Raw genomic sequence first — 19,427 nt, forward strand, 5'->3', positions numbered from 1 at the left:
AACTCAGAATTTTAATATAAAAAAATCTATCTAAAATTTATAACTTGCAGTATTTAATTCATAATAATATTATTTTATAAATGCGACGTATACTAACTTTTGCCATTTCCGTTTTTTTAATGTGTAATCTTCAATCTCAAAATCAACCCTGGCAAGGTAAGTTTGAACCAATTGATAACATGATTAATCCACCAAATAGTTTTAGAGCAGCAAGCGGAGCACCAGGAAAGGCCTATTGGCAACAGCGGGCAGATTATAAAATCAATGTGCGATTAGATGAGGCTAATAATACTATTTCTGGTGATGAAACCATTACCTATTACAATAATTCTCCGGATGACTTAAGTTACTTGTGGATTCAATTAGAGCAGAATGTTAATAAAAAGGGAAGTGAAGATTTTGGTTCTATAGGAAATACTTTAGCAGACGGCATTAGTACACGCCAAATGCAAATGCTCACAAGAGCTATAGATTTTCCAGCAGGTTACTCTATTAAATATATAAAAGATGTTAATGGAAGTAATATTAAATCGTTGGTTAATAATACCATGATGAAAGTACTCCTAAATGAGCCTTTGAAATCAGGAGCCACTTTAAGTTTTTCAATAGGTTGGTCTTATCCTGTTACAGACAGAAGCATGTTTATGTTATCAAGAGAAGGTTATGAATATTTTCCTGAAGATGACAATACCGTATATTTAATAGCGCATTGGTTTCCAAGAATGGCCGTTTATAATGATACTGAAGGTTGGCAAAATCAACAGTTTCAAAGGCTTGGTGAGTTTGCTTTAGAGTTTGGTGATTATGAGGTAGACATTACTGTGCCAGAAGATCATGTAGTAGCGTCGACAGGTGCGTTGCAAAATACAAATGAAGTTTTAAACAGAACGCAACAAAAAAGATTTGATGAAGCAAAAAAATCATTCGATAAGCCCGTATTAATTGTTACTAAAGCTGAAGCAGAGGCTAATGAGAAATCAAAATCAAAAAAATTAAAAACGTGGAAATTTAAAGCCACTAATGTTAGAGATTTCTCTTTTGCATCCTCAAGAAAATTTATTTGGGATGCACAAGCTGTAAAATTCTCAGACCATAATACGATGGCTATGTCCTTTTATCCAAAGGAGGGATTACCCGTTTGGCAGGAAGAATCTACAAAAGCAGTGGTTAACGCTTTAGAAGTATATTCAGAATCAACCTTTGAATATCCTTATCCAGTGGCTATTTCGGTAAACACATCTAATATAGGTATGGAATTTCCAATGATTAGTTTTAACGGTGGAAGGCCAGTAAACGGAAAAATAAGTGATAGAGCGAAAGCAGGGATGATTGGAACCATCGTTCATGAAGTAGGACACAATTGGTTTCCGATGATTATAAGTTCTGATGAACGCAAATGGATGTGGATGGACGAAGGATTAAATACCTTCATTCATCAAAGAACAATAGCAGAACGTTATCCTGATTTTAATAGTACAACTCCTAAAAGCATTGTTCCTTTTATGAGTGGTGATAAAAGTATTATGAGACCAATTATGACAACTTCTGATAGTGAATTATTAAGTCAATTTGGAGCTAATTTTTACATGAAGCCAACTGTTGGTCTTCAAATGTTAAGACATTCAATTGTAGGAGAAGAATTGTTTGATCAAGCCTTTAAAGAGTACTGTAACCGTTGGAAATATAAACACCCTAATCCAGGAGATTTGTTTAGAACGCTTGAGGATGCGACGGCCGTTGATTTAGATTGGTTTTTTAAGGGTTGGTTTTTTACAACCGATAATGTAGATATGGAATTATCGAATGTCAAATGGTTTAAGGTTTATGAAGAATCATTGAATATTGAAGATCAAATTAAAAATGTAAAAATGAAAATTGAAGGTGAAAACTCTGGAGGAATAGCAAAGGATTTTTCAAGTGGTCCGGAAGTGATAAACATGGTTCCTACATCAGGTAGAGGTTATGGTGGTTTTTTATCAAGACTTAATGAGCCAGAACTTCGTAAACAGCTTTCAGGAAAAAACATTTACGAAGTGACGATAAAAAATATTGGAGGTCTTGTGATGCCTGTAACTATTGAATGGATCTTTAAAGATGGAAGTACTGAAATTGATACCCTTCCAGCGGAAATATGGCGTAGAAATGAATATGAGATTAAGAGAACCTTCGTTAAGGAAAAAGAAGTTACTCAAGTTAATTTAGATCCTAATTTTGAATTTGCAGATACCAACATGACTAACAATACCTTTCCTAAACAGGAAGAAGTATCAAGTTTTGAAAAATTTAAACAAAATAATTAATTAGTAACTAATTAAATAAGACATTTTTAAAACCAACCAAAAGATGCAAAAATTTAATTCGCCATTAGAAGCCTTTTTATATTGGGAGGAAAAAACACCAAACAATATTTTTTTAAATCAACCAAATGACGGAAAAATTATTAGTTATTCATTTTCTGAGGTAGGTAATCAAGTTAGAAGAATTGCCCATGCCTTAAAAGCCTATAATTTTCCGGAACACAGTCATATTGCCTTACTTTCAAAAAATTGTGCACATTGGCATATGTCTGATTTGGCTATCATGATGGCTGGTTACGTTTCCATTCCCATATATCCAACCCTTAATGCACATTCAATTGATCAAATTTTAAAACATAGCGAGTCAAAAGCAATCATTATTGGCAAACTAGATAATTTTGAGCAACAAAAAGCAGGTATTCCTGATATACCAAAAATTTCTGTAAGGCTTTATAATATAAATGAAGGAGCTATTTGGGAAGATATTTTGCATGAAGGTCAAAAAATTGAATCCGTCTACGTTCAAAAATCTAAAGATTTGCATACTGTTATTTATACTTCAGGAACTACCGGAACTCCAAAAGGGGTTATGCATACGGTAGAAAACTTTATGATAAGTTCTTATTATTTAATAAATAATTATCATGCACCTAAACAAGCAAAGTTTTTTTCGTATTTACCAATAGCACATGTAGCAGAGAGAGTCTTAGAAACCGTATGTATTATTTTAGGAGCTCAGGTAAGGTTTCCAGAATCTCTTGAGACATTTGCGGAAGACTTAGAGAAGACTCACCCTTATGGTTTTTTTGCTGTTCCAAGAATCTGGACAAAATTTCAGGAAAAAATTTTAGAAAAAATTCCACAGAATAAATTAACACTATTACTCAGAACCCCTATAATTAACGCTATAATTAAGAAGAAATTACAGCAAAAACTAGGTTTAAGAAAAACGAAATTTATATTATCTGGAGCTGCGCCTTTAGCGCCTAGTTTAATAAGTTGGTTTAAATCTATTGGTATAGAGATTTTGCAAGTATATGGTATGACCGAAGATTGCTGTATTTCCCACTGGAATATTCCTGAAGCAAACAGGCTTGGAACCGTTGGTAAACCTTTAAAAAAAATTAAAACTAAATTATCTCCAGAAGGAGAAATTTGTATTAAAAACGATTGCATGTTTAAAGGTTATTTTAAGGAACCAGAGTTAACTGCTTCCGTTTTTGATGAGGAAGGCTATTTTAAAACTGGTGATATTGGTGAATATGACCATGATGGTTTTTTAACCATAACAGGAAGAGTAAAAGATCAGTTTAAAACAGATAAAGGTAAATACATTTCTCCTGCACCTTTAGAGTTAGAGATGTCGAAAAATACTGATATTGAACAAATTTGTATTGTAGGTACTGGGATTCCTCAGCCAATAGCGCTGATTACGCTGTCTGAATTAGCAAAAGCTAAATCAAAAGAAGCTTTATGTGCGAGTTTAATTTCAACTGTTAATCTGGTAAATCCAAATTTAGAAAAGCATGAAACTATTGAAAAGGTAATTGTTATGAAAGAAGATTGGACGGTTGATAATGGTTTGACTACACCAACTCTTAAAGTTAAACGTAATAGTATAGAAAAGATTCATCAACCCTATTATAAACAATGGTTTGAAAACTCTGAAAAAGTAATTTTTGAATAGTATGGATAAAATGAAACTTCTCTGTATAGGTGATAGCTTAACGTTTGGATATGAAATGGAAATATCAAAAAGGTGGACCAATTTACTTGAAGAATCATTGAAAATTGAGGTTTTTAATTATGGTATAAATGGCGATACAACATCTGGTATGTTGTCAAGGTTAATGAATGCCTTGAGTGATGTGAAGCCTACTCATACATTAATTTTTGGTGGTACTAATGATTTATGGTTTGGTTTAAAAAGTGAATTTATTATTTCAAATATTTATGCTATGACCAAGCAGGCCATATTTGCCAAGAGTATTCCTATTATAGGTGTTCCAACACCTTCGTTTGATCTTGCAGAACTTAATTTTGTTGGTGAAAATTATTCTGAACGTCTAAGAGGTTTCAATCAAACTTTAATAAAACATTGTTTAAATAAGGATAACCATTATATCGATTTTACTAAATATATGACTGAAGAACATTTTATGGATGATGGTATTCATTACAATGAAAAAGGTCATAACGAACTGATGAATTGTGTTCAAATCAAATTAAATAGTCTTATTTAAATAGTATCTTTGCAAAAATTAATTTACTTCAAATGAAAACAACACTTTATACGCTAATTTCATGTCTTATATTGTTTAATTGTTCAGATAAAAAAACAATTATTAAAGACAAACTTTCAAATAATAATCCTTTTAATGTGGATTTAAATCAAGTTATTGATTATGCAAGTGTAACGAGCGATGATGTTGTTGAATATGGCAAAGTTACTATTAAGAACGCTGCGATTGATATTGAAGAAATTAAAAGTATTGAAACGCCTACACTAGAAAATACGTTTGCAGCTTTCGATGATGTGCAAAACAATCTTAGCAAAGCAAATAATAATGCATTTATGTTGTATTGGGCTTCTACAGATTCTATAACAAGAGCTAAAGGGCTAGAATATTCACAAAAAATTGATTCCGTAAATACAGTTTTTAATGCTGATAAGAAATTGTTTAAACAGTTTGAAACATTTTCTAATTCAGAGGATTATAAAAAGTTGGAGGGACACAGAAAATTATTTGTTGATGATCTCATTGATAATTTTAAGTTGTCTGGTGTAAATTTAGAAAATGATAAGCTAGAAGCGTTTAAAAAATTAAAAGCAGAAATAACCGATTTAACATCGCAGTATTCCATAAATATGAATACAGTAAATGATATTGTTAAATTAGACAAAAAAGGTGCAGAAGGACTATCTGAGTCTATTAAGGAAACATACAAAACTGGTGATAATACTTATAAAATTCCAGTAATCAACGCCACCTCGGGTCCGGTTATGAGTAATGCCATAAATGAAGATACCAGAAAAGATTTTTACTTTAAATTTAATAATCGTGGCGCAGAAAAAAACCTAGACATATTAGATTCCTTAGTCAAAAAAAGATATGAAATTGCCCGACTCATGGGATATCCATCGTATGCAGCTTATAATCTCGTGCCAAAAATGGCAAAAAAACCAGAAAATGTTTGGAGTTTTATTAATGATTTGGTTTCAAAATCAAAAGAGAAAGCAATAATGGATATTGAAATACTTAAGCAAATAAGAAATAAAGACAAGAATATAACGAGTGATAGTGTTATAAAACCATGGAATATGGGTTATTATAATAATAAAATATTAAAAACCAAGTATAATGTTGATAGTGAAATACTGAAGGAATATTTTACTATGAATGAAAGTTTGAAAGGGATGTTAGATATATATGAAAGGCTTTTAGGATTTCAGTTTAAAAAAGTTGACAACCCATCTGTATGGAATGATGATGTTGAATTGTATGAAGTTTATGAAGGAGACACACTTAAAGGAAGATTTTATTTAGATTTATATCCAAGACCTAATAAAGAAACGTGGTTTTATGGAATGGAATTAGCTGGTGGAAAAAATACTTCAAAAGGGTATCAAGTTCCAATAAAAATGCTTTTAGGAAATTTCACAAAGCCAACAGAAACCTTACCCTCTTTATTAAGTTATGGACAATTACGAACACTGTTCCATGAGTTTGGGCATATTATGGAAGGTGTGTCATATGAAGGAGAGTATGGTATCCAAGGTAACTCCAAAAGAGATTTTGCTGAAGCCATGTCTCAAATGTTTGAAAACTGGCTGCGAGATTATGATATTGTAAGCAGTTTCGCAAAACATTACAAAACAGGAGAAGTTCTACCAAAAGAGATGTTTGATAACTTATTGAATTCTAAAAATTTATCATCTGGTTTAGGGCTTCAAGGGTCTTTAAAACGATGTGCTTATGATATGAATTTATATGATAAGTATGACCCTGAAAACCCAATTGATACGGATAAGTTATGGACAGTTGTAGAAAAAGATTTAGGAATTGTTCCTACGCATGTAGAAGGAACCCATAGTCAGGCATGTTGGATTCATATTAATACGCATCCGGTATATTATTATGGTTATTTATGGAGTAAAGTATATGCTCAAGATATGTTTACAGTCTTTAAAAAGAATGGTTTAAGAGATTCTTCAACTGGAAAGCAATACAGAAAATTAATCTTAGCTAATGGAAGCCAACGTGATATTGTTGAAGCTGTTGAAGAATTTTTAGGTAGACCATCAAATAACGAAGCTTATATTGAAAGTCTTGGATTGGAATAATTACCTATGATGATAAGGTTCATTCCTTAAAATGGTGAATCCTCATTATTTCTTTGTGAGAACAATGAGTATTTAGCTACAAGAATATTTAAAAAATTAATGTGGTTTTGGAATTGCTAATACTTGTTCTTTATATCTGTAAAAAACAGTAGTGTTATCTTTTAAATTCTTATTGACAACCATTCCCGCTTGCACGATATTATTGCTTCCGATTTCTATACCTGGGATTACGGTAGATCGAATTCCGAAATAATTATTATCACCCACTTTGACTGATCCCGCTATACCAGCCACTGAAAAGAAATTATTATCACCTACAACGCAATCATGGCTAATAAAACAATAAGTAGTAAGGAAATTATAATTTCCGATGATGGCATTTTTTTCAAGGATAGAGAAAGGAAAAATTATATTACCTACACCAATTTCCATATTTTCAGGTTTTATAACGCTATGGTGAATAAAACTACCAATTTTGGCATTTTTCCGTAACATAGTTTCAATCAATTTCTTTCTACATTTGATTTTCATTACTGCAATCAACACCTCTTCATCCTTTCCAGGTATATATGAGTCTATATTGCATAAAAGAGGGGCATTGTACTTGTATTTTTCCCAATTTTCTTTCGAGTCATCTATATAACCTACTATTTTTATTTTGTCATCCGGCCCGACTTTTGAATTGTGATCTTCAATATAAAAGGTTAACTCTGAGCCAGCTCCACCGGCTCCCAGAATAATTACTTTTTTCATTTTCGTTTAATTATATTGCTATTATCAAGGAGGTATCAAAAATACTTAGTTGAGGTACCTTGTCTTGTTTTTTAACTATATCTGCAAGCTCTCTTGCTAATTCATTAATTCATTGGTGTCTAAGGTTTTAAGAAGCATGTTTTGTCCGTCTTCAGAATAAACTTTGAAAATACTATGAATTGCATTCATTACATTAATCAACTCTAACTTAGAGTTGGTTACAAAAAGCACTCTGGCAATAACTTGCAATAAGGTGCCAACGGCGCGATCCGGTATCACGTCACCTTCTTTGTAGGATATAAAACATGAAGTTACTCCCGGTAACTCCAATATTTTACTTTTACCATCAATTCTTCCAATTTTACCAGGTTTCAAAAGGAATGTTATATTTCCTCCAAATTTATATGTATTTGCAACAATCCTATTATAAAGAGGATTGTCGCACATTTTACCCGTAATTGCAAAATAAATCAAATGCTCTAATATGTTGATATTATTTGTTTTCGATAAAACATGATATTCTAATGAACCTGTGAGACGAAATCCCATTTCATAAAAAACGAATTTTCCATTTTTAACAAATGACTGAATAAATATCAACCCATTTTGTATACCAACAGATTTAAACATTTTTATAACTTTACTATCTAAAGTATCAATATAATCTTCCAAATGTTCTGAAGGGAATATATAGGCCACAGGAAGTGGTATTGATTTATTTTGTCTGTTTTGAGTATGACGGTCAGCAATAGCAGTTAGAAATATATTACCATCTTGTGCTGTATAAAAAATAGTGGCTTCTTTCCAAGGCATATATCTTTCTACAATGACCTGTTTGCTTGGGGAATAATTTAAAGATTTTTCAAAATTCTTAGTAAGTTCGTCGATGTTAGAGCATATACTAATCCCTCGTCCAGCAGTATTATCAATAGGTTTTATTAGGACAGGATAACTAATATTCTGACAGTTAATTTTTGATATCGGTAAATTAATTTGAAACTCCTCTACTACAGGTACATTAAAATCACGACAGAGTTGTTTAAACTTTATTTTATTTGTAGCAATCTCAATCTGTTCTTTTGTAGCATAACAAGGTAATTTTGCTTTTTCGCAGATCTGTTGATAAAAAGGTAGCAGAAGTTCGATAAATCCTGTTAAAATACCATCTATTTCCTCCTCTTTTATAAGATTTACCACAGCATCAACATCTGTAGCACTAACCATGCTAGCTTTATCAGCAATAATTTTAGCTGGGGCGTTTTCGTCATAATCTGCCACTATTACATAAAGACCTAATTCTTTAGCTTTTTGTACAATTTCACAACTCATGTTTGTGCCGCCCAAAACGAGTAATTTTTTTCCTATTAAATTCATTCTAATATCTTTAATTTTAAAAAATTAGGAATTTAAAGAAACAATCCATTCATATTCTATTTTTTACCAGTTCCATTAATCCATTTATCGTTACGGAATTATTAATTTCTTCAGCAGATAAAGTCACATTATATTCGCTATCACAAAAGGCAATAATCGACAAAATAGTAAGCGAATCCCAGGTATCAAAAGATTCGAGTTCATCATTCAAGTCGACGGTATCTACTTCTAAAATTTCTGAAATAGCAGTCTCAAAATTTTCCATGTAGAGGTTATTTAAAATTAATCATTTCACAAAAAGTCAAATTTTCTAATTGTATAAGTAAAGAGGCCCAACTTAGTCCTACACCAAATCCCGCCATACAAACAAAAAATGATTCATTCAAGAGTTTCTTTCCTAAATTAAAGGTGATATTAATAGGTATAGTGGCTCCACTACTATTGCCAAAATTCTCAACAATATTGTTTGGCATTTTTTCTTCATAAACTCCCATTTTACTTGCTAGTTTCTTCAACATGAATTTATTCGGTTGATGGAACATATAATAATCTATATCATTATGACTACAGGAGGCTAATTCTAGTAATTTTTTAACCATTGGAGGTACTTCTCGTTGAACAAAATTAAAAACATCATCACCCTTCATAACTAAATGATTTAAGGATCTAAGATTACCAGATTCATCTTTTTTTAATATAGATGTTTCTTGCGTTGAAGGCATTTTGAATCCTCCTGCTGGAATAATCAAAACATCTGAACCGCTTCCATCCAATTTTACTGCACTAAATATAGGGCTGCTTGAAATACTTTTTTCAACTATTGTAATAGATGCCGCATCACCAATTTGGGGGTTATTGTTCCTGTCATTCTTAGAAACCTTTTTACTCAAAGTGTCTGCATTTAATAGGACAACCTTTTTTATTTCTTCCTGTTCTAATAACATAAAGGCTTGATTAAGTCCAATAACGTAACCGGAACAACCTTGATTTATGTCCAAACAAATCATATCTTTCTTAAGATTAAGTTTTCCGTGAATAATATGACTTGTTGGGGGCATAAAATGATCTGGTGATTGTGTTACCAAGATTAAACCGTCTATTTCATCTTTATTCAATAACTTTTTTTCAAAAAGATAATTCAATCCAAAAACACAAAGATCGGAAGTAGTTGTATTTTTATTAACAACCCTACGTTTATTGTATCCCATAATTAATTTGAGTTTCATAGATTGACTAGTAGAAAAACTATAATTTTCTATTTCATCTTCAAATTTGATCTCATTTTCTGGCAATACAGTCAGTATTCCACTGATTTTTTTTTTATTGAATTTTAGGTTCATAGAGAAGCATTGTTTTTAAGTAGTAGTCTTTTCACACTATCCACACTTGAAAAATTCTCAGGTAAAATATCTAATCCATCAATTGAAATATTAAAATTTTCATCTAAAGAATTAACTAAAGTTAAAATATCAAATGAATCTAAAAGGCCCTCAGTGATAAAATTATTAGATTTTGAAAAATCAAACTCCGGTCTGATGTCATTAAGTATATCTATAATTTTCTCTTCCATAAAGCAGTGTGTTTTCATTTACAACGTAATTTTTAGAGTATAAACTATTAATATAAATTATTGTAAAGTTATAAATTAAGATTGTTGATTATTGTGACAAATGTCATCTTTTAGCTAAATTAAGCGAAATTAGAATGCTATTTACTAGACAATAACCATTACGAAAAAATAATGATATCATATTACTATTTTATGACCATTGTATTTTTTTCTTCAGATAATTTCGGTCAATTTTACCACTTAAACTTTTAGGTAATTTCTCCATTCTTAAATATTTGGAAGGAATCATATATTTAGAAAGTTTAGTGCTTAGTTTTAATCTAAATTCTGAAACAGTAATTTCTATTTCAGATTCGTAAATCAACACAATTTCCTTTTTATTTGAATCATATAAAATACAAGGAATTATAGAGCTAAAAACATTCAGAATCGTGTGTTCAATTTCTCCTAGTTCAATTCTATAGCCTAAGTGCTTTATTTGAAAGTCCTTTCTGCCAACAAAAATAATTTCACTTTCATCATTCAAAAACACAATGTCTCCAGTATGATAAATTTTTTCAGGAAAGGAATCATTTAAAGGATTTTGTGTAAAAACTGAATTCGTTTTTTCAAAGTTATTCCAATATCCCAAAGCTAATGATGATCCTCTAACACACAATTCGCCATGTTCCCCTTTTTTGCAAAGTTCATTTTTATCATTTAATATTAGTATATCACTATTCCTACAAGGTTTTCCAATTGGCAAAACCTCATCATCTTTAAAATCTCTTTCAACGATGTAGAAAGTGCAGTCGACTGTAATTTCAGTTGGACCGTATAGGTTTGCAAATAAAACCTCTTTATCCAAGTTCTTAATCCAATAATTTAAGTGTTTTGTAGGCATTACTTCTCCGGCAAATAATACTTTTTTCAAAGACGGTATTTTCAAAGTATTCAATAACTTCAAATTAGCAACATTTATCAAAACCGAAGGAACCCAAAAAATGAAATTGATTTGATTTGTGTTTATATATTCCAAAAGTTTGGCTGGGAACATAAAGAGTTGCTCAGGAATTAAATGAAGCGTTGCTCCCGTGAAAATCATTAAATAAATGTCAAGTGTAGAATTGTCAAAAATAAAAGGAGCTTGATTACCAATGACTTCTTTTTCTGTTATATTAAAAGTCTCTATTGCCCATAGTATATAATCGAAAATTGACTTATGAGATATTACTACACCTTTTGGAATACCAGTTGAACCAGAAGTGTGAATAATGTATGCTGGATCGTTATCTATACAGTTTTTGTAATTTGAACTATCAATTTTAAATTCTACACTTTCTATGGTATCTATATTAATAATATCAAATTCTAGATTACATTGTTTTAATTTTTCTTCGTATTCACTATTAGTTAGGATACATAATGGTTTTAGAACATTTAAAATTGATTTAATTCTTTCAATAGGATTTTTGGTGTCTAATGGGGCATAGCAATTTCCACTATATAAAGTAGCAATAAATGATACAATGGAATCATTAGATTTAGGTAAAAAAATAGCTATTGGCTTATTAAACAATCCATAGCTGTAGGATATTTTTGTAGAAATCAGTCTAGCTTTTTGTTGTATCTCTTGAAAACTTAATTTAGTTGAGGCATCAACCAAAGCTGATTTATCAGGATACAGATTAACTGTATGATCGAAATATTCTATGAGATTATTATTCACAATAAATAAGGGCTTAGATAAGGAATGTTTTTATAATCTGAATTAAAAATAGTCTATTAGATTTTTGGAAAGAATAATTATAGACATAAAGCAGATAATTATGTATAAAATGAAATCCTTATTGATGATGATAAGGTTCATTCTTTAAAATGGTGAATCCTCTGTAAAGTTGTTCAATTATAAATAGTCTAACCATTTGGTGTGAAAAAGTCATTTTTGAAAGTGATAATTTTCCTTGTGCTTGTTTGTAAACATCTTGAGAAAAACCATAAGGGCCGCCAATAACAAAAACGAGCTGTTTAATGCCAGAATTCATGTGTTTTTGCAAGTATTCTGAAAACTCAACAGAATCTAACTGTTTGCCATTTTCATCAAGTAAAATGAGCACATCAGTAGTGTTTAATGTCTTTAAAATAAGCTCGCCTTCTTTTTGTTTTTGTTGCTCTTCAGTTAAGTTTTTAGCCTTTTTAATATCTAGTATAATTTCTAAATTAAACTTAATATAAAAGTTTAAACGTTTTTGGTAGTCTTCAATTAGTATTTGAAGCGATTTGTTATCGGTTTTGCCAATGGCTAGTAGTTTAATTGTCATAAAACAAAATTAATATTTTGAAAATTAGCAAATTAGTATTTAAAGGTATAAATTTTGTAAAATTCATAAATTGAAAATATAATATAGCAAATCAATTTCTTATTTTAGCATTAAATTTATATTCTAATGATAACTAAAGAACAATTTGACAACGAAATTGAGATTATAATTTCAAACGCCATAAGAGAAGATGTTGGTGACGGAGACCATAGTTCATTGGCTTGTATTCCTGATGGAGTTAGAGGAAAAGCAAAACTTTTAGTTAAAGACAAAGGTATTATTGCAGGAGTAGCATTTGCAAAAAAAGTATTTGCTTATGTTGATAAAACATTAAGAATAGAAACGCTTATTGAGGATGGTTCCGAAGTGTCATTTGGTGATATAGTTATGTATATTGAAGGGTCTCCTAAATCAATTTTAAAAGCAGAAAGAACGGTTTTAAACGGCATGCAACGAATGAGTGCTATAGCAACTAAAACCAGAATGTTTGTTGATTTATTAAAAGGAACAAGAACAAGAATTTTAGATACTAGAAAAACAACACCAGGGATTAGAGCCTTAGAAAAATGGGCCGTTAAAATTGGTGGTGGTGAGAACCACAGATTTGCTCTCTATGATATGATTATGCTTAAAGATAATCATATTGATTTTGCCGGTGGTATTACAAAAGCAATTGATATGGCTAAACAATACCTTAAAGAGACCAATAGAGATTTATATATTATGGTTGAAGCAAGAGATTTAGTAGAAGTGAAAGAAATACTTCAAAGTGATGGTATTTACAGAATTTTACTAGATAATTTTGATTATGAAGACACGAGAAAGGCTGTTAAGCTTATAGGAGATACATGTTTTACAGAATCTTCAGGAAACATCAATGAGCAAACCATAAGGCATTATGCTGAAACCGGTGTTAATTATATTTCATGTGGCGCGTTAACGCATTCTGTTCATAACATGGATTTAAGTATAAAAGCCTTAAAATAAGTCTATAATAAGTTAGTTTTTGAATTTGTTAAAATAGAAATTATATAAATTTTTTATTTGATAACTTTACGTAAAACAACAGATACAATTATTAATGACCAAACCTATTGAAGATAAGCTTTCTAAAATTCCTGTAATTAATATTTTAGTAAAACTTTTTAAAAAAATTAAACTTCCAGGACTTGAAGGTCTTTCGTTTTATGATCTATTTGAACTTTATATTATTGGCATCGTTAAAGGGGCCTTAACTACAAGAGCAAGTTCTATCGCTTTTAGTTTTTTTATGGCCTTATTCCCTTTTTTATTATTTGTATTAATTGTTATTCCGTATGTTCCAATTGATGATTTTAAAATTGAGTTTCTAAATTTTTTAAATTCTTTTTTACCACCAAATACTTCAGAATTTTTCTTTGAAAATATTTTTGAGAATATAGATCAATCTCAACGAGGCGGATTAGTGTCTTCGGTGTTTTTATTATCAATTTTTTTAATGGGAAATGGTGTAAGTGCTGTGTTTGCTGGTTTTGAAAATTCTTATCACGAACAATTAATCAGAAATGTAGTAAGACAGTATTTATATGCTTTAGGTGTTGCGTTAATATTGGCATTCTTGCTTATTTTTACCATTGTAGTTTTAGGATATTTTCAAATATATATTGTTAAAAAAATATTAGATGTTTTAGGTAATCAGGGATATGAAGCAGAATCTCAAACAGTTTTTTGGTTTGATGTAGCAAAATATATGTTTTTTATTATCATGGTCTACTTGGCGACCGCAACTTTATATTATTTTGGTACTAAAGAAGGTAAAGACTCAAAATTCTTTTCTGCCGGTGCTTTGTTTACGACCATACTTATCATTTTAACATCGTATTTATTTGGAATATACATTGAAAATTTTGCCCAATACAATAAACTTTATGGTTCAATAGGAGCCCTATTAATTTTAATGTTTTATTTATGGTTAAATGCCAATATTTTACTCCTAGGTTACGAATTAAATGCTTCTATGAATAAATTACGAAAGGGTGCTAGTTTATGACATATTTTATAGACGTCATTCTTCCAATTCCTCTAGAAAAACAGTTTACTTATAGTATTACCGGTGCTGAAGCAGATTTTTTACAAATTGGTATGCGGGTTTCTGTACCCTTTGGTAAAACAAAAATTTATACAGCCATTGTCTATAAAATTCATAGTGAAGCTCCCATGGCATATGAAGCAAAAGACATCCATCAAATACTAGATGAAGAACCAATCATAAATAAAATTCAACTTAATTTATGGGAATGGATAGCTCGTTATTATATGTGTACTTTAGGGGAGGTTATGAGAGCTGCTTTACCCAGTGCTTTTATTTTAGAAAGTGAAACTGTTATTTTTTTAAATACTGAAAAAACTATTGTTGATACCGATTTAAAAGATGATGAGTTTTTAATATATGAAGCTTTGCAACATCAATCATCATTAAAAATTCATGATATTTCTAACATTCTCGATAAAAAAACAGTGCTTCCTGTGATTAAGAGTTTATTAGAAAAGGAAGTCATTTTTGTTGAAGAAGAAGTTTATGAAAAGTATAAACCAAAATTAGTGCGTTATGTAAAAATGCATCCTAATTTTTCTGCTGAAAAGTCGCTACAAGGGTTATTGGAAGAATTATCGCGAGCTCCAAAGCAAAGTCAAGTCATACTTACATTGTTTTCAATTTCTTCAAAAACAAAAAGACCTGTAAAAGTGTCTGATTTAGCTCAAGAAAGCGGAGCTTCTTCAGCAATAATAAAAATATTAATTGATAAAGAAATTCTCGAAGAATACGATATTCAGACCGATAGAGTTGTCTATTCAGGAGAGGCTATTGCAAATTCAAAAACACTTAATGAATTTCAACTAAAAGCATTACAAGACATAAAACTTTCTTTTAAAGAACAACATGTAGTGCTGTTGCATGGTGTAACATCTTCTGGTAAGACGGAGGTATATGTTAAACTTATAGAAGAAGTTTTGGCACAAAATAAGCAAGTACTTTATTTATTACCAGAAATAGCATTAACAACGCAATTAGTTTCAAGATTACAAAATTATTTTGGAGAACAAGTAGCCGTTTTTCATTCAAAATACTCAACTCATGAGCGTGTTGAAGTTTGGAATAATGTCTTAGAAAGTAGAAAGAAATCTAAAATAGTGATAGGTGCACGTTCTTCAATATTTTTACCATTTAATAATTTAGGACTTATTATTGTTGATGAAGAACATGAACAGTCTTTTAAGCAGTTTGATCCGGCACCGCGATATCATGCCAGAGACACCGCTATAGTTTTGGCAGGTTTACATCAGTCAAAAACTCTTTTAGGTTCTGCAACACCAAGCTTAGAAAGTTATTTTAATGCACAACAGAATAAGTATGGATTAGTTGAAATTAACACACGTTATAACAATGTTTTAATGCCGGAGATAGAGTTGGTTGACATAAAGGATAAACATAAGCGTAAATTAATGAATGGTCATTTTAGTGACCGTCTTATTGAAGAAATGGCTGAAACTTTAGGTGATGGTCATCAAATTATATTGTTTCAAAATAGACGTGGATTTTCACCTATTGTAGAATGTAATACCTGTGGAATATCGCCACAATGCCCAAATTGTGATGTTAGTTTAACCTATCATCAATATAAAGATCAGTTGCGTTGTCATTACTGTGGATATCATACTTTAATGATAAAAAAATGTTCTGCTTGTGGTAGTGCTGAATTGGATAATAAAGGGTTTGGTACACAACAAATTGAAGAAGAGGTAAAAACGCTATTTCCTAATTACAAAGTAAGTCGAATGGATTTAGATACTACCAGAGGAAAATATGGATATGAGAAAATTATTTCAGCATTTGAACAACAAGAGGTCGATATTTTAGTAGGCACTCAAATGCTTACAAAAGGTTTGGATTTTAGAAATGTAAAGCTAGTAGGCATTATGAATGCTGATAATCTGTTGAATTTTCCTGATTTTAGAGCCCATGAACGAAGTTTTCAGTTAATGTTACAAGTGTCCGGTAGGGCAGGCCGAACCGATAAAAGAGGTAAGGTGTTAATTCAAACGTATAATCCATACCATAATATTTTGCAACAAGTCTCTGTAAATGACTATATGGGTATGTACAATGAACAAATGGATGATAGATATAATTTTAAATATCCGCCAGTTTATAAACAAATAAAAATCACCTTAAAACATAAAGATTACAATAGAGTAGATAATGGGTCTCAGTGGTTAGCAAAATCATTAAGACAAGTTTTTGGAGCGGCTGTTTTAGGTCCGGAATCGCCACCTATTGCTAGGATTAGAAACCAATTTCATAAAAATATTTTAATTAAAATTCCTAAAAAACAATCGCTTTCCAAAACTAAAGAAGCCATTATTAAAATTAATAACAGCTTCTTAAATATAAAGGATTTTAGGTCGGTAAAAGTAATTTTAAATGTCGATAACTTTTAGAGCTTTAAAATATGATTATATATTGTTTAAAGCATCAACCAGTTGCGTCTTTTTATTCCTACTAAGTGGAATTTCATAAGCGCCAACTTCAACATTTTTACTGTTAAATCTGTCAATTTTATCAAGATTAACAATATAAGATTTGTGAATTCTCAAAAATTTATTTTCTGGTAACTCTTTCTCAAAAGATTTCATTGTAGATAATACCACAAGACTATTTTCTTCTGTAACTAATTTAACGTAATCTCCTAAAGCTTCAATCCACTTAATGTCTTTAATGTAAACTTTACGTTTTTTAAGATTACTTTTTACGAAGATGTGTTCTCCTTCTTCTTCATTAAAGTCTAAAGTTAACTTATGTTGCTCAAGTGCTTTGTCAACAGATTGGTTAAAACGTTCTCTAGTGATTGGTTTGTGCAAGTAATCGGTAGCATCATAATTAAATGCTTTAAAAGCATATTCGGTTTTGCCGGTTACAAAAATAATTTGAGGTTTGTTGTTTAATACATCTAAGAGTTCAAATCCATTTAGAACAGGCATTTCTATATCTAAAAAGATGAGGTCTACTTGATTATTGTTCAATCCGTTTTTCGTTTCAAGAGCACTGCTGTACTCTGCAATTAAGTTAAGGGCTGGATGATTCTCCACTAACTTAACTATGGATAGACGCTGGATTGCTGAATCGTCTACTACTACACAATTTAAAGTCATAACATTATATTATTTCGGTTAAGATATCGACAATATTACAAAAAATTCGGTTAAAAACCAAATATCATCGATAAAATGCAAATTTTAACATAATTCTAAACATTACTATTATGATATAATATAGATGAAATATACTTGCAATATATAAATAAATAGGTTATTTTTGCACCCATTTTTAATAATAAATTAAGATTTTTATGAATCATTATGAAACTGTTTTCATCTTAAATCCCGTTTTATCTGAAGATCAGATAAAGGAAACAGTAAAGAAATACGAAGATTTTCTTGTTTCTAACGGCGCTAAGATGATATCCAAAGAAGATTGGGGGCTAAAAAAATTAGCTTATCCTATTCAAAACAAGAAAAGTGGTTTTTACCATTTATTTGAGTACACCGTTGATGGTGAGGTAATTAATCCTTTAGAAGTAGAGTTTAGACGTGATGAGCGTTTTATGCGTTATTTAACGGTAGCGTTAGATAAACATGCTATTTCATGGGCAGAGAGAAGAAGAGTTAAACTTAAAGAAAAAGCGTAACCATGGCAACATCAATAGAACAACAATCTAAAGGTAAAAAAGACGGAGAAATTAGATATTTAACTCCGCTTAACATCGATACAAATAAGGCGAAGAAATATTGCATGTTTCAAAAGTCTGGAATCAAGTATGTTGATTACAAAGATCCAGATTTTTTAATGCGATTTATAAACGAGCAAGGTAAAATTTTACCAAGACGTTTAACAGGTACATCTTTAAAGTATCAAAGAAAAGTTGCTATAGCTGTAAAAAGAGCGCGTCACTTAGCGTTGATGCCATACGTAGCTGATTTATTAAAATAAAATACCGATAACAATGGAACTTATATTAAAACAAGACGTTGAAAATTTAGGATTTAAAGACGATGTTGTAACAGTTAAGAACGGTTATGGTAGAAACTTTTTAATTCCTCAAAAGCAAGCCGTTTTAGCAACAGTATCTGCAAAAAAAGTTTTAGCAGAAAACTTAAAGCAGCGCGCTTTTAAAGATAAAAAATTAATAGAAGATGCTAATAAAATGGCAGATGCCATTAAAGCATTAGAAATTAAAATTACTGCTAAAGCAACAGAAGGAGCTTCTGCAGGTGATAAATTATTTGGTTCTGTAACAAAAGCAGATTTAATTGAAGCTTTTGAAAAAGAAGGACACTCAATAGATAAAAAATTTGTAACCATCACTGGTGGAAATATCAAGCGTTTAGGGCAATATAATGCCGTAATACGTTTACACAGAGATGTAACTTTCGATTTTCCTTTTGAGGTTATAGCACAAGCTTAATTAAGCTAAATTAAAATATAAAGCCTCAACCTAGTTGAGGCTTTTTTATTATTTTAATTTGGTAAAGTAATTTCTCCACAAAGTGGAGATTAATAGGGATTATGAAATACGCCAGACTTACAAAAGAACAATTTGAAGAATTACACCAAGAGTTCATAAACTTTCTAGCAACCCAATCGGTTACTGCTGATGAATGGGAAAATTTAAAAGTAAATAAACCAGAAATGGCAGAAATGGAACTGGATGTTTTTAGCGATTTAATTTGGGAAGGTGCTTTAAACAAAG

Annotated in this window: 19 protein-coding genes; 11 read left to right on the forward strand and 8 right to left on the reverse strand. The window is 30.6% G+C overall.

Annotated elements, in window-relative coordinates:
* Positions 1 to 80 precede the first annotated feature (80 nt).
* Genes AC15TD_RS09395 through AC15TD_RS09410 form a run of 4 tightly spaced genes read left to right on the forward strand, consistent with a single transcriptional unit; the run spans position 81 to position 6,642 of the window.
* Positions 81 to 2,300 (forward strand): M1 family metallopeptidase, encoded by a 2,220-nt coding sequence (locus tag AC15TD_RS09395; protein ID WP_484451884.1) that lies wholly within the window; start codon positions 81 to 83, stop codon positions 2,298 to 2,300.
* A 43-nt stretch (positions 2,301 to 2,343) separates the two neighbouring features.
* A complete protein-coding gene (locus tag AC15TD_RS09400; protein WP_484451885.1) occupies positions 2,344 to 3,984 on the forward strand; it encodes an AMP-binding protein in 1,641 nt (546 codons plus the stop codon).
* Positions 3,985 to 3,994: 10 nt separating this feature from the next.
* Positions 3,995 to 4,540: a GDSL-type esterase/lipase family protein gene (locus AC15TD_RS09405; protein ID WP_484451886.1), complete on the forward strand. Its 546-nt coding sequence runs from the start codon at positions 3,995 to 3,997 to the stop codon at positions 4,538 to 4,540.
* A gap of 32 nt (positions 4,541 to 4,572) precedes the next feature.
* A complete protein-coding gene (locus tag AC15TD_RS09410; RefSeq protein WP_484451887.1) occupies positions 4,573 to 6,642 on the forward strand; it encodes a M3 family metallopeptidase in 2,070 nt (689 codons plus the stop codon).
* Between the two features lie 96 nt (positions 6,643 to 6,738).
* Here the strand turns inward: AC15TD_RS09410 and AC15TD_RS09415 are convergent, their stop codons facing one another.
* The 7 genes from AC15TD_RS09415 to rlmH form a co-directional block, all read right to left on the reverse strand.
* On the reverse strand, positions 6,739 to 7,395 hold the full coding sequence (locus AC15TD_RS09415) for an acetyltransferase (RefSeq protein WP_484451888.1): 657 nt from the start codon (positions 7,393 to 7,395) through the stop codon (positions 6,739 to 6,741).
* Between the two features lie 96 nt (positions 7,396 to 7,491).
* The gene (locus AC15TD_RS09420) at positions 7,492 to 8,769 is read right to left on the reverse strand and encodes an ATP-binding protein (RefSeq protein WP_484451889.1); all 1,278 of its coding nucleotides are present in this window, start codon (positions 8,767 to 8,769) and stop codon (positions 7,492 to 7,494) included.
* Positions 8,770 to 8,818: 49 nt separating this feature from the next.
* Entirely contained in the window at positions 8,819 to 9,034 is a 216-nt protein-coding gene (locus tag AC15TD_RS09425) for a phosphopantetheine-binding protein (protein ID WP_484451890.1), read from the reverse strand.
* Positions 9,035 to 9,041: 7 nt separating this feature from the next.
* Positions 9,042 to 10,109, reverse strand: a complete 1,068-nt coding sequence (locus tag AC15TD_RS09430) for a 3-oxoacyl-ACP synthase III family protein (protein WP_484451891.1) — start codon at positions 10,107 to 10,109, stop codon at positions 9,042 to 9,044.
* Complete coding sequence (locus tag AC15TD_RS09435; protein ID WP_484451892.1) at positions 10,106 to 10,357, reverse strand: acyl carrier protein; 252 nt, start codon at positions 10,355 to 10,357, stop codon at positions 10,106 to 10,108. The genes AC15TD_RS09430 and AC15TD_RS09435 overlap by 4 nt, the downstream gene beginning before the upstream one ends.
* 172 nt (positions 10,358 to 10,529) lie before the next feature.
* A complete protein-coding gene (locus AC15TD_RS09440) occupies positions 10,530 to 12,047 on the reverse strand; it encodes an amino acid adenylation domain-containing protein (protein ID WP_484451893.1) in 1,518 nt (505 codons plus the stop codon).
* 118 nt (positions 12,048 to 12,165) lie between these two features.
* Complete coding sequence (rlmH, locus tag AC15TD_RS09445; RefSeq protein ID WP_484451894.1) at positions 12,166 to 12,639, reverse strand: 23S rRNA (pseudouridine(1915)-N(3))-methyltransferase RlmH; 474 nt, start codon at positions 12,637 to 12,639, stop codon at positions 12,166 to 12,168.
* A gap of 126 nt (positions 12,640 to 12,765) precedes the next feature.
* Here rlmH and nadC point away from each other — a divergent pair, with 126 nt between their 5' ends.
* The 3 genes from nadC (at position 12,766) to priA (ending at position 17,118) form a co-directional block, all read left to right on the forward strand.
* The gene (gene nadC, locus AC15TD_RS09450; RefSeq protein ID WP_484451895.1) at positions 12,766 to 13,626 is read left to right on the forward strand and encodes a carboxylating nicotinate-nucleotide diphosphorylase; all 861 of its coding nucleotides are present in this window, start codon (positions 12,766 to 12,768) and stop codon (positions 13,624 to 13,626) included.
* A gap of 94 nt (positions 13,627 to 13,720) precedes the next feature.
* Positions 13,721 to 14,668, forward strand: coding sequence for a YihY/virulence factor BrkB family protein (locus tag AC15TD_RS09455; RefSeq protein ID WP_484451896.1), 948 nt, complete (start codon positions 13,721 to 13,723; stop codon positions 14,666 to 14,668).
* Positions 14,665 to 17,118 carry a replication restart helicase PriA gene (priA, locus tag AC15TD_RS09460; RefSeq protein WP_484451897.1) on the forward strand — a complete coding sequence of 818 codons (2,454 nt, stop codon included), beginning with the start codon at positions 14,665 to 14,667 and terminating at the stop codon, positions 17,116 to 17,118. Before AC15TD_RS09455 ends, priA begins: the two co-directional genes overlap by 4 nt.
* 15 nt (positions 17,119 to 17,133) lie before the next feature.
* Here the strand turns inward: priA and AC15TD_RS09465 are convergent, their stop codons facing one another.
* Positions 17,134 to 17,829: a LytR/AlgR family response regulator transcription factor gene (locus AC15TD_RS09465; RefSeq protein WP_484451898.1), complete on the reverse strand. Its 696-nt coding sequence runs from the start codon at positions 17,827 to 17,829 to the stop codon at positions 17,134 to 17,136.
* A gap of 197 nt (positions 17,830 to 18,026) precedes the next feature.
* On the opposite strand from AC15TD_RS09465, the gene rpsF reads away from it, so the two are divergent.
* From rpsF to AC15TD_RS09485, 4 genes are all read left to right on the forward strand, one after another.
* Positions 18,027 to 18,365 (forward strand): 30S ribosomal protein S6, encoded by a 339-nt coding sequence (gene rpsF, locus AC15TD_RS09470; RefSeq protein WP_484451899.1) that lies wholly within the window; start codon positions 18,027 to 18,029, stop codon positions 18,363 to 18,365.
* Between the two features lie 2 nt (positions 18,366 to 18,367).
* Positions 18,368 to 18,667: a 30S ribosomal protein S18 gene (rpsR, locus tag AC15TD_RS09475; protein WP_484451900.1), complete on the forward strand. Its 300-nt coding sequence runs from the start codon at positions 18,368 to 18,370 to the stop codon at positions 18,665 to 18,667.
* Positions 18,668 to 18,680: 13 nt separating this feature from the next.
* Entirely contained in the window at positions 18,681 to 19,142 is a 462-nt protein-coding gene (rplI, locus tag AC15TD_RS09480; protein WP_484451901.1) for a 50S ribosomal protein L9, read from the forward strand.
* A 101-nt stretch (positions 19,143 to 19,243) separates the two neighbouring features.
* Positions 19,244 to 19,427: DUF6495 family protein (locus AC15TD_RS09485; RefSeq protein ID WP_484451902.1), on the forward strand; the 184-nt coding region annotated here is incomplete at its 3' end.

The organism is Yeosuana sp., assembly GCF_057126245.1.